24 protein-coding genes and 1 pseudogene are annotated in these 24489 nt (G+C 72.4%); 14 read left to right on the top strand and 11 right to left on the bottom strand.

Translation table 11 applies throughout. The features are described 5' to 3' along the window. The first annotated feature begins 115 nt into the window (after positions 1-115). The 3 genes from ACFVX6_RS19845 (at position 116) to ACFVX6_RS19835 (ending at position 4420) form a co-directional block, all read left to right on the top strand. Positions 116-1153, top strand: a complete 1038-nt coding sequence (locus tag ACFVX6_RS19845; RefSeq protein ID WP_389693110.1) for a rod shape-determining protein — start codon at positions 116-118, stop codon at positions 1151-1153. Further along, the gene (locus ACFVX6_RS19840; protein ID WP_389693108.1) at positions 1150-2745 is read left to right on the top strand and encodes a GAF domain-containing protein; all 1596 of its coding nucleotides are present in this window, start codon (positions 1150-1152) and stop codon (positions 2743-2745) included. Before ACFVX6_RS19845 ends, ACFVX6_RS19840 begins: the two co-directional genes overlap by 4 nt. A 310-nt stretch (positions 2746-3055) precedes the next feature. Beyond that, on the top strand, positions 3056-4420 hold the full coding sequence (locus ACFVX6_RS19835) for a carboxyl transferase domain-containing protein (RefSeq protein WP_389693106.1): 1365 nt from the start codon (positions 3056-3058) through the stop codon (positions 4418-4420). Here ACFVX6_RS19835 and ACFVX6_RS19830 read toward each other — a convergent pair. Together ACFVX6_RS19830 and ACFVX6_RS19825 are read right to left on the bottom strand one after the other, a co-directional pair. After that, entirely contained in the window at positions 4417-4668 is a 252-nt protein-coding gene (locus tag ACFVX6_RS19830; RefSeq protein WP_389693104.1) for a hypothetical protein, read from the bottom strand. The two genes, ACFVX6_RS19835 and ACFVX6_RS19830, sit on opposite strands and share 4 nt — an antisense overlap. Then, on the bottom strand, positions 4665-5501 hold the full coding sequence (locus ACFVX6_RS19825) for a helix-turn-helix domain-containing protein (RefSeq protein WP_389693102.1): 837 nt from the start codon (positions 5499-5501) through the stop codon (positions 4665-4667). Before ACFVX6_RS19825 ends, ACFVX6_RS19830 begins: the two co-directional genes overlap by 4 nt. Before the next feature lie 49 nt (positions 5502-5550). Here ACFVX6_RS19825 and ACFVX6_RS19820 point away from each other — a divergent pair, with 49 nt between their 5' ends. Then, a complete protein-coding gene (locus tag ACFVX6_RS19820) occupies positions 5551-5949 on the top strand; it encodes a cupin domain-containing protein (RefSeq protein WP_389693100.1) in 399 nt (132 codons plus the stop codon). A gap of 11 nt (positions 5950-5960) precedes the next feature. Here ACFVX6_RS19820 and ACFVX6_RS19815 read toward each other — a convergent pair whose 3' ends face one another. Further along, a complete protein-coding gene (locus tag ACFVX6_RS19815; RefSeq protein ID WP_389693098.1) occupies positions 5961-7232 on the bottom strand; it encodes an MFS transporter in 1272 nt (423 codons plus the stop codon). 323 nt (positions 7233-7555) lie between these two features. On the opposite strand from ACFVX6_RS19815, the gene ACFVX6_RS19810 reads away from it, so the two are divergent. The 5 genes from ACFVX6_RS19810 (at position 7556) to ACFVX6_RS19790 (ending at position 11710) form a co-directional block, all read left to right on the top strand. Continuing rightward, a complete protein-coding gene (locus tag ACFVX6_RS19810; RefSeq protein WP_389693096.1) occupies positions 7556-8770 on the top strand; it encodes a glutamate--cysteine ligase in 1215 nt (404 codons plus the stop codon). Positions 8771-9180: 410 nt separating this feature from the next. After that, positions 9181-9537, top strand: a complete 357-nt coding sequence (locus ACFVX6_RS19805; protein WP_389693094.1) for an STAS domain-containing protein — start codon at positions 9181-9183, stop codon at positions 9535-9537. Between the two features lie 47 nt (positions 9538-9584). Next, positions 9585-10244, top strand: coding sequence for a hypothetical protein (locus tag ACFVX6_RS19800; RefSeq protein WP_389693092.1), 660 nt, complete (start codon positions 9585-9587; stop codon positions 10242-10244). Next, positions 10241-10975: a GAF and ANTAR domain-containing protein gene (locus ACFVX6_RS19795; RefSeq protein WP_389693090.1), complete on the top strand. Its 735-nt coding sequence runs from the start codon at positions 10241-10243 to the stop codon at positions 10973-10975. Before ACFVX6_RS19800 ends, ACFVX6_RS19795 begins: the two co-directional genes overlap by 4 nt. A gap of 18 nt (positions 10976-10993) precedes the next feature. Beyond that, positions 10994-11710: a GAF and ANTAR domain-containing protein gene (locus ACFVX6_RS19790; RefSeq protein WP_389693088.1), complete on the top strand. Its 717-nt coding sequence runs from the start codon at positions 10994-10996 to the stop codon at positions 11708-11710. A gap of 3 nt (positions 11711-11713) precedes the next feature. Here ACFVX6_RS19790 and ACFVX6_RS19785 read toward each other — a convergent pair whose 3' ends face one another. Further along, entirely contained in the window at positions 11714-12100 is a 387-nt protein-coding gene (locus ACFVX6_RS19785; RefSeq protein WP_389693086.1) for a hypothetical protein, read from the bottom strand. Between the two features lie 407 nt (positions 12101-12507). Between ACFVX6_RS19785 and ACFVX6_RS19780 the strand changes: the two genes are divergently transcribed. The 3 genes from ACFVX6_RS19780 (at position 12508) to ACFVX6_RS19770 (ending at position 14545) form a co-directional block, all read left to right on the top strand. Then, complete coding sequence (locus tag ACFVX6_RS19780) at positions 12508-13104, top strand: hypothetical protein (protein WP_389693084.1); 597 nt, start codon at positions 12508-12510, stop codon at positions 13102-13104. Positions 13105-13277: 173 nt separating this feature from the next. Further along, a complete protein-coding gene (locus tag ACFVX6_RS19775; RefSeq protein ID WP_389693083.1) occupies positions 13278-13547 on the top strand; it encodes a hypothetical protein in 270 nt (89 codons plus the stop codon). A gap of 194 nt (positions 13548-13741) precedes the next feature. After that, complete coding sequence (locus ACFVX6_RS19770; RefSeq protein ID WP_389693082.1) at positions 13742-14545, top strand: SigB/SigF/SigG family RNA polymerase sigma factor; 804 nt, start codon at positions 13742-13744, stop codon at positions 14543-14545. A gap of 4 nt (positions 14546-14549) precedes the next feature. Here the strand turns inward: ACFVX6_RS19770 and ACFVX6_RS19765 are convergent, their stop codons facing one another. Continuing rightward, positions 14550-14897 carry an isochorismatase family protein gene (locus ACFVX6_RS19765; RefSeq protein ID WP_389693080.1) on the bottom strand — a complete coding sequence of 116 codons (348 nt, stop codon included), beginning with the start codon at positions 14895-14897 and terminating at the stop codon, positions 14550-14552. Positions 14898-14908: 11 nt separating this feature from the next. On the opposite strand from ACFVX6_RS19765, the gene ACFVX6_RS19760 reads away from it, so the two are divergent. Further along, positions 14909-15226 (top strand): hypothetical protein, encoded by a 318-nt coding sequence (locus ACFVX6_RS19760; protein ID WP_389693078.1) that lies wholly within the window; start codon positions 14909-14911, stop codon positions 15224-15226. 274 nt (positions 15227-15500) lie between these two features. Here the strand turns inward: ACFVX6_RS19760 and ACFVX6_RS19755 are convergent, their stop codons facing one another. Together ACFVX6_RS19755 and ACFVX6_RS19750 are read right to left on the bottom strand one after the other, a co-directional pair. Continuing rightward, positions 15501-17489, bottom strand: coding sequence for a hypothetical protein (locus ACFVX6_RS19755; RefSeq protein ID WP_389693076.1), 1989 nt, complete (start codon positions 17487-17489; stop codon positions 15501-15503). Between the two features lie 129 nt (positions 17490-17618). Then, on the bottom strand, positions 17619-19208 hold the full coding sequence (locus ACFVX6_RS19750; RefSeq protein ID WP_389693074.1) for a hypothetical protein: 1590 nt from the start codon (positions 19206-19208) through the stop codon (positions 17619-17621). Positions 19209-19909: 701 nt separating this feature from the next. Here ACFVX6_RS19750 and ACFVX6_RS19745 point away from each other — a divergent pair. Continuing rightward, positions 19910-20428, top strand: coding sequence for a hypothetical protein (locus ACFVX6_RS19745; RefSeq protein WP_389693072.1), 519 nt, complete (start codon positions 19910-19912; stop codon positions 20426-20428). Between the two features lie 409 nt (positions 20429-20837). Here the strand turns inward: ACFVX6_RS19745 and ACFVX6_RS19740 are convergent, their stop codons facing one another. The 4 genes and pseudogenes from ACFVX6_RS19740 to ACFVX6_RS19725 all read right to left on the bottom strand — a co-directional run bounded on the left by ACFVX6_RS19740 (position 20838) and on the right by ACFVX6_RS19725 (position 23391). Further along, a complete protein-coding gene (locus ACFVX6_RS19740) occupies positions 20838-21257 on the bottom strand; it encodes a nuclear transport factor 2 family protein (protein ID WP_389693070.1) in 420 nt (139 codons plus the stop codon). Between the two features lie 23 nt (positions 21258-21280). Continuing rightward, a complete protein-coding gene (locus ACFVX6_RS19735) occupies positions 21281-21526 on the bottom strand; it encodes a hypothetical protein (RefSeq protein WP_389693068.1) in 246 nt (81 codons plus the stop codon). A gap of 300 nt (positions 21527-21826) precedes the next feature. After that, on the bottom strand, positions 21827-22636 hold the full coding sequence (locus tag ACFVX6_RS19730; protein WP_389693066.1) for an MBL fold metallo-hydrolase: 810 nt from the start codon (positions 22634-22636) through the stop codon (positions 21827-21829). A 122-nt stretch (positions 22637-22758) separates the two neighbouring features. Then, positions 22759-23391 (bottom strand): annotated as a pseudogene (locus ACFVX6_RS19725) (DsbA family protein). Positions 23392-24489: the final 1098 nt, after the last annotated feature.

Genomic DNA, 24489 nt, shown 5'->3' with positions numbered 1-24489 from the left:
ACACCCCCCACCCGGAGCATCAAATCGGGCAATACGGGTAATTCACCCCAGAAGATGTGAAGTGTGACCGGCACCCGCCGGTCTTCTTGCGTCAGTGCTCTCGGGAGGATCTGCCGTGACCGTCAGTCTTGAGCAGTTGCGCCGCTGCCACGTGGCCGTCGACCTCGGAGCGGCCAGGACCCGCGTCTACGTCAAGGGCCTCGGCCTGGTCGTGGACGAGCCCAGCGTCGCCGCCGTGAACACGCGGACCGGCGCACTCATCGCCGTCGGCACCTTCGCCGAACGGATGACCGGCCGCACGCCCGACTACATCCGCGTGGTCCGCCCCGTCTCCGGCGGCACCGTCGTGGACATCGAGATGGCCCAGCGCATGCTGCGCCACCTCCTCGGCGAGAAGCTGCGGCGCGCCCTGCGCCGCAAGCCCCGGCTGCGGGCCGCCGCCTGCACCCCGCACGACGCCGACCCGCTCGCCCAGCGCGCGGCGGTGGAGACGATGGTCGGGCTCGGAGCCCGGCGCGTCGAACTCGTCGACACCCTGATCGCGGCGGCCGTCGGCTGCGGACTGCCCGTGGAGCAGCCGACCGCGACGATGATCATGGTGTGCGGGGCCGCCGCCACCCAGGTCGCCGTCCTCTCCCTCGGCTCGATCGTCACCGCCGTGCGGATCCCGGTCGGCGGTGAGGCCATCGACCACGCCGTCGTCCAGCACCTGCGCCACGCGCACGAGCTGATGCTGCCCAGCCAGGCCGTCCGCCCGCTCCAACTGGCCCTGCACGGCAACGGCATCACCGCCGAGGGCCCGGCCTCCACCCTCATCCACGGCCGCGACGTATCCACCGGACTCGCCCGCTCCGTCAACGTGGACACCGCGGCCGTCCGGGACGCCATCTACACCCCGCTGACCGCCGTCCTCGACGGCATCGGCAAGGTGCTGCGCGACTGCCCGCCTGACCTGGTGGCCGATCTGACCGACCGAGGGATCATGATGGTGGGTGGCAGCGCCTTGCTGCCGGGCCTGGACCAGATGCTCCGCGACGCCACCGGGATGCCCGTGGCCATCGCCGAACGGCCGGACGTCTGTGCCGTACTGGGCCTCGGCATGATGATCGAAGGGAAGATCGCCCCCATGGTTCTGAACCCCCTGGCCGAATGACGGACGCCGAGTCGTCCCCGGCAGCCCCCGGGGACGGGACGGGCGTCGCCGCCCGCCAGGCCGCGAGCCTGCCCGTCCTCCTGGAGGCGGTCCTCAGCGTCGGTTCCGAACTCGAACTGCGGACCACCCTCCAGCACATCGTGGATTCGGCGACCGAGCTGTGTGCGGCACGGTACGGAGCGCTCGGGGTCATCGACCCCGAGCGCGCCCGGCTGACCGAGCTGTTCACCTCCGGCATGACCGAGGCCGAGAAGGCCGCGATCCCCCACCTGCCGGACGGCCGTACCGGCCTGCTCGGCGCCCTGATCACCGATCCGCGCCCGCTCGTCCTGGAGGACCTCAACCAGGACCCCCGCGCGGCGGGCTTCCCGCCGGGACACCCCCCGATGAAGGGCTTCCTCGGCGCCCCCATCCGGGTCCACACCGAGGTCTTCGGCAACCTCTACCTCACCGACAAGCAGGGCGGCGGCCCCTTCACGGACGAGGACCTCGCACTGCTGCGCGTCCTGGCCTCGCAGGCGGGGATAGCGATCGGCAACGCCCGGCTGTACGAGACCGCGCGCCGCCGGGAGCGCTGGATCGAGGGCGCCGCCGCCGTGACCACCACCCTGCTGGCGGGCCGGCCGGCCGCCGACGCGCTGATGTGCGTGGCCGAACGGGCCAGGCTGCTGGCCGACGCCGCGGCCGGGGTCGTCCTCCAGCCGACCGCCGAGGGCGGCATGGAGATCGTGGCCGCCTCCACGCAGGGGGACCCCGGAGACCTGGTGGGCACGGCCATCGCCCCGGGCTCGGCGGTCCTGGAACAGCTCCTGGGCGGGGAGCCGGTCTTCATAGAGGACTCGGCGACGGACCCCCGGATGACCACGCACGTACGGGAGCGCTTCGGCCCCAGCATGATGCTGCCCCTCCAGAGCGGCGGCCAGCTCATCGGCACGCTCGCCCTGCCGCGGGTCCGCGGCGGCCCCGCCTACGACGCGGTCGACCGGCTGCTGGCCTCGCAGTTCGCCTCCCAGGCCGCCCTGGCCCTGGTCCTGGCGGACGCGCAGCACGACCGCGAGCAGCTGGCCGTCTACGAGGACCGCGACCGCATCGCCCGCGACCTCCACGACCTGGTGGTCCAGCGGCTGTTCGCGACGGAGATGATGCTGGAGAGCACCCGGCGGCGCTCCTCCAAGTCACCCACCGGGGACACCGTCGGCGAGGAACTGAGCCGGGCCGTGGACGAGCTCGACTCCACCATCCAGGAGGTCCGCACGGCCATCTTCGCCCTCCAGCAGCCGCCGACGGACGCCCCGACCACCTTCCGGGGCCGGGTCCTGCGGGAGACCGGCGGGGCGGCGGTCCTGCTGGGCTTCCAGCCGTCGGTGCACTTCGCGGGCACGGTGGACGCGCTGCTCCCGGATCCGGTCGCGGGCGAACTCCTCTCCGCCCTGCGCGGCGCGCTGGCCGCGGCGCACCGGCGCGCGGAGGTCACCTCCATCGACGTCGAGGTCGACGCGGTCCCCGCCCGGGTCCGCCTCACCGTCTCCGACGACGGCCGCACGGAATCGGGCACCCGAGGCACGACCCTGACCTGGGAAGCCCCCCTCTGACACCGACGGGCCGACGGGCGGCTGCGGCCGGGTCGGCCCTGCGGGGCGGAGGTCCCCTACCCGCCCTTCGCCCGTCCCCCGGGGCCCTGCTTTCAGCCGTCCGGCGTTCGAGGACCGGGGTCCGGGGCGGAGCCCCAGGGGGTCCGGGCGGAGCACGGGGCCCTGTCTTCAGCCCGTCCGGCGTTTGCGGACCGGATCAGGGCGGACCCCTGGGAACGGTGGAAGGGCGGGTAGGGGACTTCGCCCCGCAGGGCGACCCCACCCGCACCGCGCGAGCCGCGCACCAGGCACCGGCCCGTACGCTGGCGGCGTGACGACCCGCCCCTCGGCCCGCGCCGCCATCGCCTCCGCCACCGACCCCGGCAGCTTCACCGAACTCCCCGCCCCGCCCGGGGACTCCGCCCCCGACGGCCCCCTCGGCTGGGCCGGCTACGACGACTCCCGCGCCCGCGCCACGCAGCGCACCGGCGAGGACGAGTCCGTCGTCACCGGCACCGCCCGCATCGGCGGCCACGAAGCCACCGTGATCTCCTTCGAGTTCGGCTTCCTCGGCGGGTCCCTCGGCCACCGCACCGGCGATCGGCTGGAGGCGGCCTACGCCCACGCCCGCACCCACCGCCTCCCCCTCGTCTCCCTCATCGCCACCGGCGGCTCCCGCATGCAAGAGGGCATGCTCGCGCTGACCCAACTGCAGCGCGTGGCACGCCAGTCCGCCCTCACCCGCGCCGCGGGCCTCCCCCAGATCGCCGTCCTGCGCGACCCCACGACCGGCGGCGGCTGGGCCACCCTCGGAGCGGGGGCCGACGTGATCCTCGCGCTGCCCGGGGCGCAGGTCGGGTTCGCCGGGTCCCGGGTGCGGCCGCCCGACGCGGATCCGGCCGCCTACACCGCCGAGGGGCAGTACGCCGCCGGGCACGTGGACGCCCTCGTCCCCGCCCTGCAGCTCCCCACGACCCTGGCGGCCTGGCTCCGGGTGCTCGCCGCGCCCCGCTCCGCCGAGCCCGTGGAACCCCCCGCCGCGCTGGCCGACGTAGAGCTGCCGCCCACGGGATGGGACGCGGTCCTGCAGGCCCGTCACCCCGGTCGGCCGCGCGCGGAGCAGTACCTGGACTCCTACTTCGAGCTCCGGCTCCGCCTCTCGGGCGACCGGGCGGGCGGCACCGACCCCGGGATGCTGTGCGGGTTCGGGCTCCGGGAGGGCCGGGCCGTGGCCTACGCCGCCCAGTGCGGCACCGCCACCCGCCCGGCCGGGTACCGTACGGCGGCCCGCGTCGTGCGGCTCGCGGACCGGCTCGGGATCCCGGTGCTCACCCTCGTGGACACCCCGGGCGCGGCCAACGACGCCGCTGCCGAGCACGCGGGCGCGGGCGCGGCCATCGCCGACGCCTTCGCGGCGCTCGCCTCGGCCGCGGTCCCCGTCACCACCCTGCTCATCGGCGAGGGCGGCTCGGGCGGCGCCCTCGCCCTGGCGGCGCACGGCAACACCTGGGTCACCCCGGACAGCTACTTCTCGGTGATCGCCCCCGAACTGGCGGCGGCCATCCTCAAGCGCCCCCCGGAGTCGGCCCCGGCGACGGCGGACCAGCTGCGCGTCCGCCCCCAGGACCTGGTCGCCCTGGGCGTCGCCCGCGGAATCGTCTCCCCCGCGAAGGAGGGGACGAAGGAGACGACTTAGGGTCCCCAGCTCCGCGGCGGCAGCTTCACGTCCACCCGGTACAGCCGGGTGATCTGCTGCTGGAACTCGTTGTCGTCGCTGGTCAGCAGCAGCCGCACCCGTCCGAGGCCGTCGTGGTCCCTGACCACCATGCCCTCGACGTTGTCGACCAGTGGATGGTTCTGCGGCAGCTTGGACGGTGCGCCCGGGGTCGGACAGCCGTCGAGGTCCCCGATCGGCGTCGTGCGCGCGGTCCGCAGCCCCTTCACACCCGTCCGGATCGGGCGAACCGCGCCGGGCTGATCCCCACGTGCCGCCCGAAGTGCCGTGTCAGGTGCGCCTGGTCGTAGAAGCCGGCGGCCACCGCGGCCTCGGCCGGCCGCATCCCCGCCAGCAGCAGTCGCCGCGCCTTCGCGACCCGCAGCCCCGTGAGGTAGGCGTGCGGCGGGAGCCCGAACGCCTGCCGGAAGCTGCGGATCAGGTGGGTGGGATGGGCGTGACCCAGAAGCGCGGAAGCCTCCTCCAAGGTGATCCCGCCGAGGACCCGCGCATCGAGGAGCTCGCGCAGTCGTACGGCCGCATCCGGGCCCGGAGCCCCGTACGGGACAACCGGGCGCCCCTCCAGCCACGTGCGCAGCCGCTCCTGGACGAAGGCGAGCCGCGACTGCGCCTCCAGCCGCTCGACCGCGCCGGCCGGCAACTCCCGGGCGCCCAGCGCGCGGTGCAGTCCGTGCACCCGGTCCCGCAGGGCGGCATCGAGCAGCAGCGGCGCGTCGACGGCGGCCCCAGTCAGCGACTCCGGGAGCACGGACGCGTCGAGGTACAGCACGCGCTTGCGGAAACCCGCCTCGGTGACGGTCCGCCCGTCGTGCACCACCCCGGGCGGCAACAGGGCCACCGTGTCCGAGCCGCCCACGCCGTGCCGTTCGCGGTCGAGCCCGAAGTCGACGCGGCCGCCGTCGAGGATCATCAGCGTCCACGTGTCGTGGACGTGCGCGGGGTAGGCGTGATCGGTGAACCGGGCGTGGAACACCTCGGCGATCCCCGGCACCGGCGGCTGCCAGGCCGAGACCGTGCTGTGCGGACGTATCGCGGCTGACATGTCAGGAACGTACAAGACCGGCCGGCCCGCACGCCGGCAGCCTGTCCGCATGACGACACCCGAGAGCACGCACGAGAACGCTCACCCGGCGGCGGCCGTGGTGAACATCGCGGAGAAGCTGGCCGGTTTCACCGAGCAATGGGCCCCGCACCGGATCGCCCGGGTCAACGACTACGAGGTCAAGATCGCCAAGATCCAGGGCGAGTTCATCTGGCACACCCACGAGGACACCGACGAGCTCTTCCTCGTCGTCAGCGGCACCCTGACGATCCGGCTGCGCGCCGGGGACGTCGTACTGAACCCCGGGGAGATCTACGTGGTCCCCCGCGGGGTGGAGCACTGCCCGCAGGCCGACGGGGAGACGGCGATCCTGCTGTTCGAGCCCGCCGGCACCACCAACACCGGCGGCGAGGTCAGCGACCGCACCCGCGAGGCGGTGGACGCGTAAGCCGGCCCCCCTCAAGCCTGCGGCTTTCGCGCGTCGTACCGGGCGAAGCCCCGCCATCGCGCGGCCAGCAGGGCCAAGACGAGTACGCAGCCGAGCCCGCCGCCCGTGATCGCGACGGTCGGGGAGGTGAGCTCGGCGGTGGACCCGGCGAGGAAGTCCCCGAGCCGGGGTCCGCCGGCGACGACCACGATGAAGACGCCCTGCAGGCGGCCCCGCATCTCGTCCGGGGTCGCGGCCTGGAGCATGGTGCTGCGGAACACCATCGAGATGCTGTCGGCGCACCCGGCCAGGGCCAGGAAGAGCAGCCCGAGCCAGAGGTTGCGGGTCAGCCCGAACACGGCGATGGCCAGCCCCCACCCGGCGACGGAGAGCAGGATCGCCGCCCCGTGCCGGCGGATCCGCCCCTGCCAGCCGGAGAGCAGCCCCCCGAGCAGCGCCCCGACGGCCGGGGCGGCCACGAGCAGCCCGACCGTCTTGGCATCGCCGCCGTACCAGAGCACGGCGACGGCCGGGAACAGCGCCTTCGGCTGGGCCAGCACCATGGCGGCCAGGTCGGAGAAGAAGGTCATCCGGATGTTCGGCCGGGTCCCCAGGAAGCGCAGGCCGTCGAGCACGGAGGCCGGCCCCCGGCGGGCACCGGCCCCCTCGGGACTCATCGGCGGCAGTCGCCACATCGCGTAGAGGGCGGCGCCGAAGGTGAGGGCGTCGATCAGGTACGCGGCCTGGTAGCCCCACCAGCCGACGATGACCCCGCCCAGCGCCGGGCCGGCCGTCATGCCGAAGGTCCAGACCACGGAGTTCAGGGCGTTGGCGGCGGGCAGCTGCTCGGCGGGCAGCAGCCGCGGGATCATCGCCGACTGGGCGGGCCCGCTGAGGGCCCCGCAGACGGACTGGAGCGCGACGACGGAGTACAGCAGCCAGACCCGGTGGTAGTCCAGGAGCGCGGCGCCGGCCAGGGCGAAGGAGAGGGCGGTCAGGCCGAGCGCACTGACGAGGCCGAGCTTGCGCCGGTCGACGGTGTCGGCGATGGCCCCGCCGTAGAGCCCGAAGGTGACCAGCGGGACGAGCGAGCACAGCCCGACGAGTCCGACGGAGAAGCTGGAACCGGTGATCTCGTAGACCTGGAGCGAGATGGCCAGGGCCGTCATCGCCTGGCCCAGCCAGGAAACGATTCCGCCGAACCACAGCCGCCGGAAGTCCGGGGAGGTTCTCAGCGGGGTGAGGTCGGCCCATATGCGGCGCCGGGGGCGGGTGGACGCGGGTGGAGCGGTCGTACGAGTCACAACGGATGATAAGCCGCCCCTGCCCTGGGCCTACCCCGGGCCTGCCCTGGGCCTACCCCGGGCCTACCCCGGGCCTACCCTGGGCCTGACCGGCCCCGGCCGGAGTCCGCTCGGAGCCCGGCCGAGCGGACGTCGAGCGGACGTCGAGCGGACTCCGCGTTCCCGCACGCGCACCACTCGCCCCACCCGGAACCCGAGCCCCGGTGCGGCGCATTCCTTGCCGGTAACTCGCCACTATCACCGGACATTTGACCGAATAGACGTGCGCTCCTCGCCTGAAGTTCAGCTCATGATGAAAAGACTCGTATGTCCAGGGAGGCGCAGTGATCGAACCTGGCACCAGCACCACGAGCACCGGAACCGGCACCGGAACCGGCACCACGAGCACCGGCATCAAGAGAACGGGGCCGAAGACGCAGGGACCGCGCGCGACCGGTCCGGTCTTCCCCCTCACCCTGGGGGTCGAGGAGGAGTTCCTCCTCGTCGACGCCCGCACCCTGCGGGTGGTCCCGGCCGCCCCGCTCGTCCTGTCCACCGCCGCGGGGCTCCCCCACGAACTGCACCCCGAGGGCACCCGCTACCAGGTGGAGATCTCCACCCCCGTCGCCGACTCGGCCGCGATCCTGCGCAGCGAGCTCGCCGGCTTGCGGCGCACCCTCGCGCGGGCCGCCCGCGCCCACGGCTGCCGACTGCTGGCCGCGCCTTCGCCGGTGGTCGCCCTGGAGGGCCCCCTCCACCTGACCGACGACGAGCCGCGCCAGCGCGAGCAGGCCCGGCGCTTCGGCGCGCTCACCGACACCCTCGTCAGCTGCGGCCGGCACGTCCACATCGGCACCCTCGACGTGGACACGGCGGTGGCCGTCTCCAACCGGGTCCGGCCCTGGCTGCCCACGCTGATCGCGCTGGCGGCCAACTCCCCCTTCTGGGGCGGCCGCGACACCGGCCACGCCAGCTGGCGGGCGATGGCCTGGGCGGGCTGGCCCTCGGCGGGCCTGCCCCCGCACTTCACCTCGACGGCCCACTTCCGCCGCTCCGTGCAGACCCTGCTCGGCTCCGGGGCGGCCCTCGACACCAAGATGGTCTACTGGGACCTCCGGCCCTCGGGGAACTGGCCGACGCTCGAACTCCGGGCCCCCGACATGTCCCCGGACATCGATTCGGCCATCCTCCAGGCCGAACTGGCCCGCGCCCTCGTCGCGACGGCCCTGCGCGACATCGCCGAGCAGCGGCCGGATCCGCCCGTACGGGACGACGTACTGCGCCTCGCGCGCTGGCGGGCGGCCCACGACGGCCTGGAGGGCTTCGGGCTGGACCCGTACACGGGAGTCGAACTCCCGGCGGCAGACCTGGCGGAGGCCCTGCTCGACCTGGTGGCCCCCGAACTGGCCGCGTCCGGCGACCTCGACCACGCGTCGAGAACCATGACCGGCCTCCTGCGCGACGGTTCGGGCGCCCACCGACAGCGCACGGCCTTCGCCCGCCGCGGCGATCTGAAGGACGTACTGCGCCTCTTGGCGGACGAGACGGAGGCCTCCTAGCCGGTACCGCCCCGAGACACCGAAGCCGCAGGTGCAATCGATTCTGCGCCTGCGGCTCGCAGCGGGGCGCACGTCGGCGCGGGCCCGCGCCGGTCGGCAACCGGCCAGGAAAGGCCTGCTTGCGCCCCTCCGCCGGACCTGGCACCGGGCTATGCTGCGAACAGAACGTCCCCGTTCGAGACCCCGACGGTGCGTTGCCTGCCACAGATCTCCGCGTCCCGGCACGGACCCCGCGTCCGCCCGCCCGGCGCATCCGAGGGCACGGCTCGTCCCGCATCCTGGAACACAGGCCTCCGGACCGGCCCCCGCCCGCCGCGCACGTACACCCGCACCGGGAAGTGCCTGGAGGAGCCGGGGAGTTCGGCGCCGAACGGCGTTGCCCGGCTGCTCCCGAACCGAGGCACCCCACCATGCGTGTCCCCGATCCGAACGCCGACCGGTACGACGACGGCAGCCGCGTGCTGATCGCTCCGGTCGGAGAGATCGACGTGGCGACCGTCCACTCGCTGCGCGCCTCCCTGGCGCAATGTCTGCACGACGGCGTCCGTACCGTCGACGTCGATCTGTCCGCCGTCACCTTCTGCGACTGCAGTTGCCTGGGCGTGCTCCTCTCCTCGTGGTGGCGCATCACGGCGGCCGGCGGGAGCCTGCACCTGCACCACCCGCCGCCCGTACTGGTCAGGATGGTCCACATCACCCGTTCCGGTTTCCTGCTCGGCGACCGTCCCGCTCCCGCGCTCCCCGCCTCCCTGGGCGGAGCGCTGTGACGGACACCTCGCCACAGGGGAATCCGCAGCAGGGGCGTCCACGGCAGGTGCGTCCGCTGCGCGGCCGCCGCGCGGCTCTGTCCGAGCCGGACGCCCTGGCCGAGCTCCGTCTGCGGCGGCTGAACCGGTGGCAGGCCGAGGGGCTGAAGGAGGACGTGGCGGACCTGTACGTGGAGTCCTCGTACCCGGTGATCGGCACGGCCCACAGCTGTCGGGAAGCCTTCCTGCACCGACTCACGGGCGACGTCCGGCGACCCGGATTCGCCATGCTGGTCGCGGAGCGGCCCGCCCTGTTCGGATGCGCCTTCGGCTTCCCCCTGCGGCGCGACGGCTCCTGGTGGCGGGGGTTCCTCGGCACCGTGCCCCGGGACGTCGAACGGCTCACGGCCTCCGGCCACGTCTTCGCCATCAGCGAGGTCGTGGTCGCACCGCACGAACAGTGCCGCACGGTCGGCAGACGCCTACAGGAACGGCTGCTCGACGACCACGGGGCCTCGCTGGGCGCCACCTTGGTGCCCGACTCCGACATCAGGACCCTGAAGGCCTTCCAGTCCTGGGGGTGGCGCGAGATCGGCGAGGTCCACAGGCCGCCCGGTACGGAGCTGATCCGGGCCCTGGTCCTGCCCCTCGGCCCGGCGCTCGCGACCGGTGCGCAGCGCCCCGGCGGTACGCAGCGCCACGACGGTCTTCACCGGCCGGGACGGTGACGGGTGGGCGGTCGGCCCGGATCCAGGTGCTGGTGGCCGAGCAGGCGGCCCGGCGCGGCGCACGGGTCGCGGTGGTGGACGTGTGCACGGCCGCCGTGGCCGCGCTCCCGATCGGCGGAGCCGGGGTGACGGCCATGTCCCGGCCGGCGGCCGGGCGTCCGCTGTGCTCCACGGGCCCGGTGAGCGAGCGGATCGAGGAACTCCAGCTCACCTTGGGCGAAGGCCCCGGTGTGGACGCCCACGCCCTCGGGTCGGCGGTCCTGGCACCCGATCTGCGGGCCGACGGGGAACGGCGCCGGTGGCCCGCCTTCGCCCCCGAGGCCGTCGCCACCGGCGCGGCGGCGGTGTTCGCGTTCCCGCTGCGGATCGGCGCGATCAGTCCCGGAGTCCTCGACCTCTACTCCGCGGTTCCGGTCGAGCTGGACTCCGGGGAGCTGGCCGACGCCATGGTGTTCGCCGACACCGCCACGCTCGTGCTCCTCGGCACGCGGATCGACCCGGCGTGGGGACCCGGCAGTGACCTCGGCGGCTACCGGGCCGAGGTCGACCAGGCCACCGGGATGCTCACCGTGCAGCTCGGCGTGGGCATCGAGGAGGCGTTCGTCCGCCTGCGCGCCCACGCGTACACCCACGGGCGGCGGCTCGCCGAGGCGGCCGCCGACGTGGTGGCCCACCGGCTGCGGTTCACGCAGGACCCGGACGAGGAACGGAGCGCAGCCGACGATGCCTGACAACAGAAGGTGTGCACGATGAATGAGCAGCTCCTTGCCAAGGCCTTCGTCGAACTGGCGGACAACCTGGTCGCGGACTTCGACCTGATCGACTTCCTCCGCATGCTGACCGACAACTGTGTCGGCATGCTCGGCATGAGCGCGGCCGGCGTGCTCCTCGCGGACCTGAACGGGGAACTCCGCGTGATGGCCGCCTCCGACGAGCAAGTGCGGGTACTCGAACTGTTCCAGCTCCAGAACGACGAAGGCCCGTGCCTGGAGTGCTTCCGCGCCGGCGCCCCCGTCACCGTCCCCGACCTGGCCGAGGAGGCGGTCCGCTGGCCGCGCTTCACCGAACAGGCCCTCCGCAGCGGGTACTCGGCGGTCCAGACCCTGCCGATGCGCCTGCGGGACGAGGTCGTCGGAGCCCTGAACCTGTTCCGCACCCGCCCCGGGCCCTTCGACCCGGCCGCCACGCGCATCGCCCAGGCCCTGGCCGACGTCGCCACCATCAGCCTCCTCCAGCAGCGCTCCACCCGACACAGCTCCATGCTCAACGAGCAGTTGCAGGCGGCCCTGAACAGCCGTGTGCTGATCGAGCAGGCCAAGGGCAAGCTCGCCGAACGCCAGGGCATCGGCATGGAGGAAGCCTTCACCGCACTGCGGAGCTATGCCCGCGCGCACAACCGCCGGCTGTCCGACCTGGCCGGCGCCTTCATCGCCGGCACCGAACCCCTCCCGGGTTTGACCCCCTGACCTTCAGCGCCGTTCCCAGCCGTCCCGGCCGTCCCGCCGGTCCCAGCCGTCCCGCCGGTCCCGGCGGTCCTCGCGGTCCTCGCGGCTCCGGCGGCCGCGGTGCTGCCGGACGTAGCGGCGGTCCCAGCGGTGCTGCCGGTCCCGGTGTTCGCGGTAGTCGCCGTAGCTGTCGTAGCCGTCGTGGTCACGGTGGTTGCCGTCATCACGGTGACCGTCACGATCGTGGTCGTGGTCGCGGTGGCCACCGGCGCGGCCCGAGCCGCCCCTGCGGCCGCGGCGCACCAGGGCGAAGAGCAGCACGGCGGCGGCCACCCACAGCAGGTGGCTGAGATAGCCGAAGAGGATCAGGGCAACAAGAAGGACGAGGAGCACGAGGAGTACGACGGGCACGGGCAGTCCCTTCCACAGCGGAACGGGTCATCGCTGCCGGGGACCGGGGCCTCGTCAAGCAGGGTAGACCCACGGCGAGTTGAGCGACAGCCCCCGCCCGGCCTCCACCCCCGGACCCGCTCCCGCCCCCGCCGACGGCCCTGTTGACAGGGCGCACCGCCCGGCGTTGACTGACGGGGACGGCGTCGGGCCGCACCACCCCGGGAGGATCCGGGCCAGGCCCCCGCCGCTCCGCTTCGCCCGGACCCCGCGGAACGCAGGCACCACCCCTGTGACCGCTGTGCAGGTCCCGGCCACGCCCTTCCGGATCCTTCTCCTCCTGCCCGGCACCGATGCGCCATCAACCGAGGAGAGTCGACGCGCATGCAGCAGTACGACGTACGAGCCTGCAGCAGCGGGGAGCGGCCATGTCCAGGGCCGTGATCATCATCGTGGCCATCGTCTTCGCGACCCTGCTCGCGGTGACGGCCGTCCTCCTGGCCACACTCGGCCACCGCCGCATCGGGCGCGGCCTGAAGCGGCGCTTCGGCCCCGAGTACGAACGCCTGGTGAACCGTCACGAGGGCGACACCAAGGCCGCGGACCGGGAACTGGGAGAGCGCCTGAAGCAGCACGGCTCCGTCCGGGAGCGACCGCTCTCACCGGCCTCCCGGGAGCAGTACGCGGCCCAGTGGGCCGGGATCCAGAGGCGGTTCGTCGATTCCCCGCAGGAGTCACTCGCCGAGGCCGACGCCTTGTTGACGCGGCTGACGGCGGACCGGGGCTTCCCGGACGGCGGGCCCTTCGAAGAACGGCTCGCCGCGCTCTCCGTGCACCACGCGCAGCACGTGGACGGCTACCGCGGGATGCGCGCAGCCGTCCACGGCGAGGGCGGCACGGAGGAGAAGAGGCGGGCCATGATCGGAGCCCGGGGCCTCTTCGACGCCCTGGTGGCGCAGCAGCCGGCCGACTCGGGCCGGCACCGTCCGCAGCGGCACCCCGTCGAGGGAAGTGGCACGCGATGACGTACGACGAGGAACGCGCACGGCAGGCCCCGGCCCGCAAGCCGCCCCCGGCACGGCGCGACCCGCGCGGGGTCCCCGCGCCACGGACCGCACCCCGCGAGGCACCGCCCGAGCCCCCCGCCGACCCCCCGCCTCCCACCTCCCCCACGTCCCCGCCAAAGCCCGTGGCCCACGTGTCACTGTTCGCGCAGAGCGACCGGGACAGGCTGACCCTGCACCTCCAGCACGCTCTCGGCACGTTCATCGAGAGCCCGCACGAAGCCGTCCAGGAAGCCGACACCACCTTCGCCGAAGCCACCACCCGGGTCACGGCCGCACTCGTGGAACGCCGGCGCACCATCGGCGCGACCCACCGGGGCCGCGGCGTCGAGGCGGAAACGGAAGACCTCCGGCTCGCCCTGCGCGAGTACCGGGAGATCACCCTGCGGCTGCTGCGCATGTGAGCGGTCCCGCTCCGAACGCCCCCTGACCGCCGGCGGGGACGGCCGTCCTCCCCGACGAGCCACCCCGCCGGCCTCTCGTCGCCACCGCGCGAACGAGCGGGCGGCCCCAGTTCCCACCTCCGGGTCCGCACCCTTGTCGTGCCGGTCGGCTCCCACGGCGCGTGACGGCCGCCGAGCCAAGGAGACCCGCGTCCATGACACCCCCCGGCACGCAGAGCACCCGGCGCCGCCACCACGCCGGCGACTCCCCCGACACCGCGGCCGCGTTCCGCCGCATCGCGTCCCTCCCGGAGGGCCCGCAGCGGACCGCCCTGCGACAGGAGGTGGTGTGCGCCTGGATCCCGATGGCCATCAGGCTGACCCGGCGGTTCAGCAACGGCAAGGAGCCCCTGGAGGACCTCCGCCAGGTCGCCCAAATGGGCCTGGTCAAAGCGGTCTCCCGGTTCGACCCGGACATGGGCACCTCTTTCGAGGCCTTCGCCATCCCGACGATCGTCGGCGAGGTGAAGCGGCACTTCCGCGACAACCTGTGGGCGGTGCACGTGCCGCGCCGCGTCCAGGAACTGCGCACGCAGGTCCGTACGGCCGACCGCGAGCTGTCCCCCTCGCGCGACGCCCGTGGCCCCACGGCAGCCGAGATCGCCGCGGCGACCGGCCTGACCGAGCAGGAGGTGCGCAGGGGGCAGGGGGCCCTCCACAGCTGGTCCCCCTTATCCATCGAGGCCGCACACGGCCACCACCAGGACGCGTACCCCCTGGCGGACACGCTCGGCTGGTCGGAGCCCGCCTTCGACCGGATCGTCGACCGCGAGACGCTCCGCCCCCTGCTGCGCGCCCTGCCCGAGCGCGACCGGCGGATCCTCTACCTGAGGTTCTTCCGCGAAATGGACCAGAGCTGCATCGGCGAAGAGCTCGGCCTGTCCCAGATGCACGTCTCCCGGCTGATCCGCCGCATCTGCGCATCCCTGCGCGACCAGGCAATGTCCGACGCGGCCTGACGGCCTAGGCGTCGAGGGCCTCGATGATCTCGTCGGTGGTGCTGACCTTGCCGATGCGGGGGAAGATCTTGGTGAAGGTGTGGGAGTCCGCGTCCGCGTCGGCGGTGGCGTCCTCGGCGAAGACGAGCCGGTAGCTGTTCTCCCAGGCGGTGCGGGCGGTGGATTCGACGCCGACGCTGGTGGAGATGCCGGCCAGGACGATGCGGTGGATGCCGCGTCGGCGCAGCTGGAGGTCGAGTTCGGTGCCGGTGAAGGCGCCCCAGTGGCGCTTGGTGATGACGATGTCGCCGTCGCCGTCGGCGGCCAGCTCGGCCGGGATCTCGGAGAAGGACGGAGATCCGATCAGGGACAACGGCCGCCACCATGCCGCTGCTGTGGCCCGCGCACGAGGAGGGCCGGATTCCCGAACGGCTCGCCACCCTCCTCGACGCCCGCGCCCGGTTCGCCGAACGGGTTGCCGCGGTCGTCGAGTTCGAACCTCCACCGGAGCGCGAGCAGCGCGTCCGCAAGGCGGAGGCCACCACCGCGAACCTGCGTGCGGCCCGCGTACGCCTGGCCGGCCAGAGGGGCGCCGACCCCGAACTCCGGCCCACGGCGATCAAGGGCCGGGTCGCACGGCCCGCCCCCGAGAGGCCCAACCGGGGGGCTCCCGCTCAGGGGTGGTTCCAGCCAAATGCTTGATTCGCCCCTACTGGATCCCGCTCCGTGCTCCTCAACGGGCGGCCGTGCAGCGATCGCTGCACGGCTCCCTTCGGGCAATTTGCGGCTACGTCGCACTTGGCCCTTGCGCGCAAGGCCTCCGCATCCACCCGTACAGGGCGGCAGAACGAGATCAGACGCCCCCCCGCCCTCCACACTCGGCTTCCATGACGGTATGTGACGAACCGGGGGCGTGCGAGCCGTCCTTGAGCCCCGCAACCATGCCGGTGATGATCCCTACGTCTCGTGGATACGCCTAGCGCACAGTGAAGCGGGTCTGGATCACCTTCCCGTTGGCCAGGACCTCGGAGGCCATGATCGAGGTGGTGGCCGGGTCCTTGACGGTGAAGTTCAGCGCGAACGTGCCGTCCAGGCCGATCATCCGGGTGACACAGGCGTCGGAGGTCTTCGACCCGTCCGCCTTCCGGCCGCTCACCGCGACCGTCGCCACCGGGGCGAAGCTCCGCCCGGTGACCTGGACGACAGTGCCCACGGGACCGCTGTCGGGTGAGAGGGCGTAGGAGGGCGCGGGCGGCGGCGGGGTGCCGCCGACGGTGAAGCGGGCCAGTGCCTTCTTCCCGTTCACGAGCCACTCGTGGGCCTGGAGGGCGACGGTGGCGGGGTCGTTGACGGTGAAGGTCTGGGAGAAGGTGCCGTCGAGGCCGACCACCTTGGTCTTGTAGTTGTCCGCGCTCTTGGAGCCGTCGGCCTTCAGCCCGTCGATCTGGACGGTGCTGACCGGGGCGAAGCCCTGGCCCACCACGGTGACCTTGGTGTCGGCCGGTCCGGTGGACGGGGAGAGCGTGATGAAGGTCTTCGCCACCGTCATCGGCGCGATGACGTGGAGACCGCCGGAGGTGACCTGGACCTGGTAGGCCCCTTCAGCCACCGAGGAGGCGAGGGTGACCGTACCGGACAGGGCTCCGGAGGCGCTGACGCCCAAGTTCGTCGCCGAGAGCTTCGCCGGGTCGCAGCCGGAGCCGTCGGCCGTGCACAGGGCGGCGGTGGCAGCGGCGCCCGCGGGCCAGCCGGTGCCGGAGAGGGAGACCGTGGCGCCCGGTTTCGCCGTGGCCGTGCCCGTGGCGAGGGTGACGGGGTTGGTGGTGACGGTGAAGGGGACGTTGGTCGCGGTGCCTTCCACGGCACCTTCGTCGGTGTGGATGAAGGCGATGGCCGGGTCACTGATGGTGAACTCGGTGGTGAACGTGCCGTCGGTGGTCGTGCTCGGGTAGACGGCCGTGTCGTCGAGCGTGTTGCCGGCGGCGTCCAGGGCCACCACGTTCAACTGCTGGTCCTGGTGGTAGTTCTTGCCCGACACCGTGATCACCGTCCCGACCGGTCCGTGATCCGGGCTCGGCGTCAGCTCGTACGGGCCCGCCGGGACGTAGGCCTTCACCTGGAGCGGAGCCTTCGCCTGCTTCGTACCGTCGCTGATCTGGACGGAGTACGCGCCATCGGCGAGCGTCCAAGAGCTGGCGAGGGCGATGCTGCCGCTCAGGCCGCCTGAGGCGTCGATGGCCAGGCTGCTCGACGCGATCATGGCCGCGTCGCAGTTGCCGCCCGCCGCATCGCACAGGGTCGGGGTCGCGGTGGCGCCCGGGGTCCAGCCGCCGCCGGCCAGCGGTACGGACGTACTCGGCTTCACCGAACCGGTCGGAGCCGACACCGTCGCCTCCGCGCTCCCGCCGCCCTGGGCCGTCACCGTCGCCACGGTCCCGCCGCCGGCGGTCACGTCGCAGGGGGTCTGGTAGGTGCCGCCGAAGACCACGGTGGTGGTCCGGGTCCGCAGGGGGGTCAGGTTGACCGCGCCGGACGCGGTGGCCGGGAGGAAGAAGTCGCCTTCGAACGGCGGCAGGACGACGGACTGGCCGCTGGTGTAGTCGAGGTTGACCGTCGGGCCCTGAATGGTGACGGTGCCCGTGGCCCCGCCGGACAGCGCGAGGTCGATCGCCGGGGTGGTGGGGATGTTGCTGAGGTTGGTGGTGCTCTTCGCCGGGCTGACGCCGAGGGTGATCTTGGCGTGGACCTTGCCGCCCGGCGGAGCGCTGGTGGTGGTCAGGTCGACGGTCATGCTCTGCGGACCGGTGGCTTCGCCCTGCCCGGCGGGCAGGGAGCAGTGCACGGTGGGGGTGACGGTGCCGGCCTGGGCCGTGGGGGCCAGGGCGAGGCCGCCCGCGGCCAGGATCAGGGCGATACCGCCCGTGACCAGCGGCGTGCGCCGCGGCAGTCTACGGTGCGAGAGCATCCGGTCTCCCTTTGTCGGTGGGGGTGATGTGGGGGTGGGACGTAGGCGGGGTGGTGTGGGCCGGGATCCCGCGCGTGGCGCGCGTGGGATCCCGGCCCGATGGCGCGTGGTGCGTGTGCGGTGCCCGGATCAGGACAGCGAGAGCGTGAGCGTCGCCGCGTAGTTCCCGCCGGGGATGACCGCCGGGGTATGGAGGTTGAGTCCTGCGGAGGCATCGACGACTCCGCCGACCACCTGGCCGCCGCCGGCCGGGAGCTCGCACAGTCCCGCCGGGGTGGCTCCGAGCGCTCCGGGCGCTCCCGCGGTCGGTGTGCCGATCGCGTCGGCGTGCGCCGCGCAGGCCGGGGTCCAGCTCACGGCCCCGGCCGGGATCACGGCCGTACCTCCGCCGGCGGCGGTGAAGTCCGTGAGCGTGCCGGTCAGCGACCAGCCGGCGGCGGAGCCCCGGGCGTCGGACACCTGGATCGGGTTGAGGGCGCCGGGGACGTCGTGGCTGGAGCCGTCGAGTTGCACGGTCCCGAAGTTCACTTCCGCGCCGCTCTGGCTCATGGAGAGCGGGCCGGGGGTGACGGAGAAGGTGAACCTCTGGGTGCCTGTGCCGCCCTCGCCCGGGCCCGGGCCGGTCGTGACGGTGAAGGGGACCTTGGTCTCGGTGCCCTCCACCCCGCCCTCGTCGGTGTGGATGAAGGCGATGGCCGGGTCACTGATGGTGAACTCGGTGGTGAAGGTGCCGTCGGTGGTGGTGCTCGGATAGACCGCCGTGTCGTCCAGCGTGTAGCCGTTGGCGTCCAGGGCCACCACGTTGAGCTGCTGGTCCTGGTGGTAGTTCTTCCCCGACACCGTGATCACCGTGCCGACCGGACCGTGATCGGGACTCGCGGTCAACTCGTACGGACCTGCCGGCACGTACGCCTTCACCTGGAGCGGAGCCTTCGCCTGCTTCGCACCGTCGCTCACCTGGACCGAGTACGAACCGTCCGCGATCGTCCAGGAGTCGGCGAGGTCGATCGCGCCGCTCAGGCCACCCGAGGCGTCGATCTTCAGCGAGCTGCCGGTCACCTTCGTCGCGTCGCATCCGCCGCCGCCGGCGTCGCACAGGCTCGCCCTCGCCGCGGCGCCCGGGGTCCAGCCGCCACCCGACAGGGTCACGGACGTGCTCGGCTTGACCGGACCGCTCGGGGCCGACACCGTCGCCTCCGTGCCCCCGCCGCCCTGGGCGGTCACCGTGGCGACCACGCCGCCGCCGCTGACCACGTCGCAGGGGGTGTTGTAGTTGCCGCCGAAGACCACGGTGGCCGTGTTCATCTTGACGGGGGTGAACTGGACCGGCCCGGAGGCATTCGCCGGGACGAAGAAGTCGCCCTCGTAGGGCGGGATCACGATCGGGGCCGGCGCAGCCGGGACGTCCACCAGGACCGTCGGCCCCTGCACGGTCACCTTGCCCGTGGCCCCGCCCGACATCACGAGGTCGATCGAGGGTGTGGACGGCACGTCGTCGAGCTTGAACGGGCTGGTCGCCGGGCCGGGCCCGAGGGTGACCTTGGCGTGCACTTTGCCGCCGGGTGCCACCGTGGCCGGAGACAGCTCGACGGTGATGTCCTGCGGCCCGGAGGGGTCACCCTGGCCGGCGGGCAGGACACAGTGCACGGTGGGGTGAATCGTTCCGGCTTGGGCGGCGGGTGCCAGCATCGCGCCCGCCAGAGCGAGGACGGTGGTCACACCACCCCCCAACAGAACCGATCTCCGGGCCACCGGACTTCGCTGGAAGAACACCTGATCTCCTCATTCGCGAGTGGGAGTTCCGGCCCGCTCGGGTGTGAGCGGCCGGCGGTTCGACCGGCCGACTGAGCACGGTTTCCCTTTCGGTCAATTTCCGTACTCATTACACAGAAGGCCTACGGAAGGCCGAAATGGACAAAGGAATGGCGGGGCGGTACATGCAACTCTGTAACGCCCGGGCCCTCTTTGATACAGCCCGTCCAGTCGGCCGTCCGGCCTGATCAAACACTTGCAGCCCGGAGTGGCGGATGGCGTCCGCACCACCGGGAGCGGACAGCGTGGCGCAGTGAAGCACAGAAGGGAATAGGCGAGTTGACGGCACGTCAGATGATCTTTTCGGCCTTGCCCACACGGTCGAACAAGAGGTGCCGATTCACCTGCCCTTTACATCGCCGACTCGCCTCCGTAATCGAAAAAGAATTCCTCAGAAAGCCTTGACTCCCACCCAAAGGCGCGGCTTCACTGCAATTCGGGATGCTGGATCCAGCCACACCCGGGCGCCGTCGAACCGGGCGCCGAAGAGCCCTCGGACATCGTCCCGTCCCGGGAATTCCCGTCACCAAGCGGCGCACCGTCGATCCGGCGTGCCCGCGCTCGTGCGCCACCCTCATGTCCGCAAGGTCCTCGAAGGGAGCACCACCATGTCCCGCCTCAAGATCGCCACCATCGCAGCCGCCGGCGCCGCCGCGATAACGGCCTCGATCGCGCTGTCGACCAGCGCCTACGCGGTCGCCCCGGCCACCACGACCGCCACCTTCAACTGCGCCACCTGGGGAAGCGGCAGCGTGACCCTCACCGCCACCGACTCGGGCGGCGTCAAGAAGATCAAGCTCGCGTCGACCGCGATCAAGGTCCCCGCGGGCACGGCCCCGATCGGGGCCAACACCATCGCGACCGTCATCAAGGTCACGAAGAACGGCGTCGCCGGAACCACACAGTTCTCCGGCACCGTCAACCCGCCCATGGTCGCAGGCGGTTCGGTCACGGTCGGCCCGCTCCCGCTCACCACGGGCACGCTGACCACGGGTAACAAGACCAACGTCGCGCCGCTGACCGGGACTCCGGGCGCGGCCAACTTCACGGTCTCGATCACCCCGCCGGGCGTCCCCAGCATCTACTGCACGGCGACCAGCGCACAGGCGTCGGACTTCACCTGGTAGCACCGGGCAGCGCCTGACAAGGCCCCACCCCAAGGGCCAGAGGGCGGCTGGCCGGTCCCGCTGACCCGCCACCTGCCCCCTGGCCTGTCCTGCGCCCCGGGGCTTCTCGCGGGGCTGCCGGATCCCCTCGTGCGCCACCCGAGCCAGCGGGGTGTACAAAGCTGCCAATCACCGGATCTTCGTCGCCCTCGGCCTTACGGACCGATGCGGGTCCCAGAGCAGCACCACCGGCGGGTGCGACGCCTACGAGGGCAAGCGTGAGTAGCGGTACGTCACTCCCCCGCCGGCTGTGCCATCTTCGCTCTCCCCTCCGGCACGCCACTCAGAACACCGCATGCCGCGCCCGGCCGGGCAGGAACGAGGCCGCTCAGGCCGTGTGGTCGTGCAGTTCGGTCCTGGCACCGCGGTTTCAGGGGGTCATGGCGTCGCGGACTTCGGCGGTGTCCACGAACTGTTCGAAGCGGACGATGCGGCCGCCGCGGACGATGAAGTGGTGGGCGACGCGCACGTCGATGCCCTTGCCGGTGGCCTTGTTGGTTGCGGTGTAGCGGGCCAGGACCACGACGTTCTCGCCGTCGACGACGTAGGTGTCGTCATGGGCGGTCCAGTCGTCCCAGTCCTTGCCCAGCTGTTCCATGACGGCGGAGGTGACACCGCCCGGGGTGCGGTAGGTGCCGGCCAGCGGGAAGCCGGCCATCTCGGTCCACTCCACGTCGTCGGCCAGGGTGGCCCGCAGGGCTTCGAGGTCGCCGTTCGCGGAGGCGAGGTACTGCCGGCGCACCACGTCGGCCGGGGCGGTGGAGGTGTGGAAATCGGTCGTCTCACTCATGGTGACGGCCCTTCTCAGGTCGGTCAGGACAGGACGCGTTCGGTGGCGGTGGGGCACAGGCGGTGGGCGGGTGCTTCAAGGGCTCCTCCGTAGCGCTGCAACAACTGGTGGATGCCGGCGCCGAGGACGACGCCGAGGACAGGTGCGATCAGACGAACGGCCAGGTAGTTGAGGTTCCCGGACAGGGTCGCGGGGCCGGACCGGCGGGCCAAGCTCGACGCGCCACAGCTACGCGGCCCGAGCACGCCGACGCTCAGCGCCGTGGCCACGGCGAGGGTGAGCGGGAGCCGTGGCTGCGTGCGGGGTAGGCGAGGTGGAACCCGATCGGCAGGGTGACGGCGATCAGGCATCCGGCTTCGGCGAGGAAGACGGAGAATCCGTTCCAGGCGGGCGCCGGCCGAACCGTGGCGAACCTGACCGGGGCAGCGGCCGCTTCCTGGCCACAGATCAGACGTGCCGGCCCCGCCTCGGCGGAACGGGTGGTGCTCCTCGTGCTCTCACAGGACTCGGCGGTCGGGGCCTGACCGGTCCCGGGGCCAGGGTCTCCGGGACCGGAACGTGGGTGCGGGTCAGCCCCAGGTCATTTCGCCCTTGGCGACCTTCGCGCCGAGCTGGGCCGCGATAAGCATCCCCGCGTCCGGGTAGCGGGCGACCAGCGCGTTCGTCAGGGCCTCGCCGCTGTCGGCCTTGTCCAGCTCATCCTCGAAAACGGTGAGGTAGTTGCGGGTATAGGCGATCGGGCTCGCGTCGAGGGCGGCGGCCGTGGGCAGCCGGTGGCCGGGGACGGCGAAGGCGGGGTCGAGGGCCGTCATCTCGTCCAGCAGTTCGATCCACACGGCGCGGTCCTGGGGCTTGCCTGTGTCGGCGACCCAGACGTGCTCGTTCTGGAAGAGCAGGACGCCGGCGACGATCGCCCGATGTTCGGCCTGCCACAGGTAGTGGCGGTCGGGCAGGCCGGGGTGGCCGCCCTTGAGCTGGAAGACGTGGCTTTCGAAGGTGAGGTCGCCCGTCAGTTCGGCCATCTCGACCAGGCGGGTGGGGCGGTTGGCGCCAACCGGCTCCCAGGCCTTGAGCTTGCCCTCGTACGCGGCCTTGATGTGCTCGATCACCAGCGGAGTCGCGAGGATCTCGGCGTCGGGGAAGGCGTCCGCGACGACCTCGGCGCCCCAGTAGAAGTCGGGGTCGGCGTGGCTGATGAACACCTTGGTGAGGTTCTTGCCGGAGTCGAGGATCTCGGCGGCCAGCCGGTGTCCGTCGGCGCGGGTGAACCCGGTGTCGATGAGGAAGACGTCGTGCTCACCGGCGATGAGGGTGGCGGTCTTGTTCTTCGAGCCGACGGGGAAGTCCAGGTCGATGACCTTGAAGTCGAGAGTGCTCATGATCATGTCCTTTGCCGGGATCAGCGTGAGGAGGGGTGAGGGCTGGGGCTGCCGGTCGTACGGGTTCAGGTTCGCCCCGCCGTGTCCGGGCGCCGCGGACCGTGCCGGTGTGTCGGCCGGGATCAGCGGCCGGACGCGGCCGACCGGGTGCGGGCGGCGCCGAACCGCTCCAGGAGTGCGTCGACCCTGTCGGGGTGTGCGTGACCGGCGGCGAGCACCGCGGTGCGGTCGCCGTCCTGGACCAGGAGGGTCGGGTAGGCCTGCGCGCCCAGGGCTGCCGCCCACCGGAAGTCAGCCTCGGCCGCGAGAAGGGCGGCCGGTGCCGCGGGTGCGCCGGCTTCCAGCGCGTCCAGGTTTGCTGCCGCGGCGATCCGGGTGAAGGTGTCGGGGTCGGACAGGCTCAGGCCGTCCTGGTAAAACGCGGCCTGCACGGCCATGGCCGGCTCCACCGCCCGCTCCGGGGCCGCTTGCCGCAGCACCGCCATGCCCCGGGCCGCGTCCAGGGAGTCCATGACGAACGAGCCGTCGGCGATCAGCCGCTCGTACCCGGCCCCGAACACGACACCGGTCAGCTCACTGATCTTGGCGTTCGCGCCCTGGACATGGCCGAACTCGCGGATCGACACGACCCGCTACCCGGTGAACAAACCGCCCGATACGACCTCGACGGGCAGTTCCGGGTGACGCCGGGTGACCTCGGCCAGGGTGGGGGCGAACCCGTAGGACCAGCCGCAGTAGGCGTCGAACTCCTCGATCGCAGCACCGAGCAGGTACTCCAGCCGCCCCGCGGCCCCCTGCAGCCGCCCGAACGCGAGCACCAGCTCATCGTTCGCCGCTTCCTGCGCCGAAGTGATCCCCGCACCTTCGCCCACCCGCCACACCCTTCGCTCGTCACATCCGGACTTCAGCACGATCATCGCCCCTCCCGGCCGCCCGGCCCGCGGCAACGACCTCCCCGGTGGGGGCCGGGGCCAGTACGGAGTGAACGTCCCGGGTTCGGTGGAGCCTCGACTTCCACAAGGGATCGAGTCATGGCGCGCCCTCCTCCTATCCCCTTGAACTGCCCAAACGAGTCGTCCGCATGGCCCCCGAGGTCCGTGGCGGCTGCCCGACCGAGTCGGCCGCGCGCAAAGAGGTCGCCGAGAACTCGGCATCGGCTCCACCTGATCAGGAAGCAGGTGCCGGCGCAGGAACGCACACTCCTCCGGCTCCCAGAACACCTCCTTGTCCGCCGTGTCCTCTCCCTTGGCAACCTTGTGTGGGAGTAGGGGTTTGACTCGCGCAACGGCAGATCGGCGTCCACGGCCGGCTGGAGGGCGCAGGGGGAGCAAGCCCTGAAGGCCGGCGACCGCCTTGGACGCGTTGCGCGGCACCATGTCGTCAACAAGCTGACGTAGTGGTGGGCGTACGAAGTGAACGCCTCCTCCTCGGAGGCGGCGGACTCATCTGGCTCGACGAAGCCCCGGGTTGACCAACCCCGGCGGCCATTGCCGTTCGTGACTGTCGGCCAAGTCCTTGAAGCGGATCGCCGACGGCTCGTCGTCGAGGTCTCCCTCTGCGAACCCCGGTCCGGGCGCCGCAGCGCGCCACATCATCGCGTAGGTGACATCGCAGGACTGCCGCAGGTACCCCTCGACGCACGCCGTGCCGACAAGCCATCGAGGAGGAGCTGGTGCAGCGAAAACTGACGCCTCAACCCCCACAGGGACGCTTCGCACGTCAAAACGATCCCGCTGCAGCGGGGCGGGTGGGACCGACAACCAGCCATCCCACCGAGGAACTCAACAAACCCCAGGTCACGGGCATGCGGGCCTGAAGGGCGACAAGCAACACCGCACGATCGCTGCACCGAT

Origin of the sequence: Streptomyces sp. NPDC058289, assembly GCF_042880975.1 — a bacterium.
Classification (GTDB): Bacteria; Actinomycetota; Actinomycetes; order Streptomycetales; family Streptomycetaceae; genus Streptomyces; species Streptomyces stoeckheimensis.
Note: the sequence above shows the minus strand (reverse complement) of the source record. Positions and strands in the feature narration are given on the sequence as shown.

Bases quoted from the DNA above. Each gene is read 5' to 3' on its own strand.
- ACFVX6_RS19840 (WP_389693108.1), top strand. From the start codon at position 1,150: ATGACGGACGCCGAGTCGTCCCCGGCAGCCCCCGGGGACGGGACGGGC.
- ACFVX6_RS19770 (WP_389693082.1), top strand. From the start codon at position 13,742: ATGACACCCCCCGGCACGCAGAGCACCCGGCGCCGCCACCACGCCGGC.
- ACFVX6_RS19745 (WP_389693072.1), top strand. From the start codon at position 19,910: ATGTCCCGCCTCAAGATCGCCACCATCGCAGCCGCCGGCGCCGCCGCG.
- ACFVX6_RS19790 (WP_389693088.1), top strand. From the start codon at position 10,994: ATGAATGAGCAGCTCCTTGCCAAGGCCTTCGTCGAACTGGCGGACAAC.
- ACFVX6_RS19805 (WP_389693094.1), top strand. From the start codon at position 9,181: ATGCGTGTCCCCGATCCGAACGCCGACCGGTACGACGACGGCAGCCGC.
- ACFVX6_RS19755 (WP_389693076.1), bottom strand. From the start codon at position 17,489: ATGCTCTCGCACCGTAGACTGCCGCGGCGCACGCCGCTGGTCACGGGC.
- ACFVX6_RS19820 (WP_389693100.1), top strand. From the start codon at position 5,551: ATGACGACACCCGAGAGCACGCACGAGAACGCTCACCCGGCGGCGGCC.
- ACFVX6_RS19730 (WP_389693066.1), bottom strand. From the start codon at position 22,636: ATGAGCACTCTCGACTTCAAGGTCATCGACCTGGACTTCCCCGTCGGC.
- ACFVX6_RS19825 (WP_389693102.1), bottom strand. From the start codon at position 5,501: ATGTCAGCCGCGATACGTCCGCACAGCACGGTCTCGGCCTGGCAGCCG.
- ACFVX6_RS19780 (WP_389693084.1), top strand. From the start codon at position 12,508: ATGTCCAGGGCCGTGATCATCATCGTGGCCATCGTCTTCGCGACCCTG.
- ACFVX6_RS19740 (WP_389693070.1), bottom strand. From the start codon at position 21,257: ATGAGTGAGACGACCGATTTCCACACCTCCACCGCCCCGGCCGACGTG.
- ACFVX6_RS19760 (WP_389693078.1), top strand. From the start codon at position 14,909: ATGCCGCTGCTGTGGCCCGCGCACGAGGAGGGCCGGATTCCCGAACGG.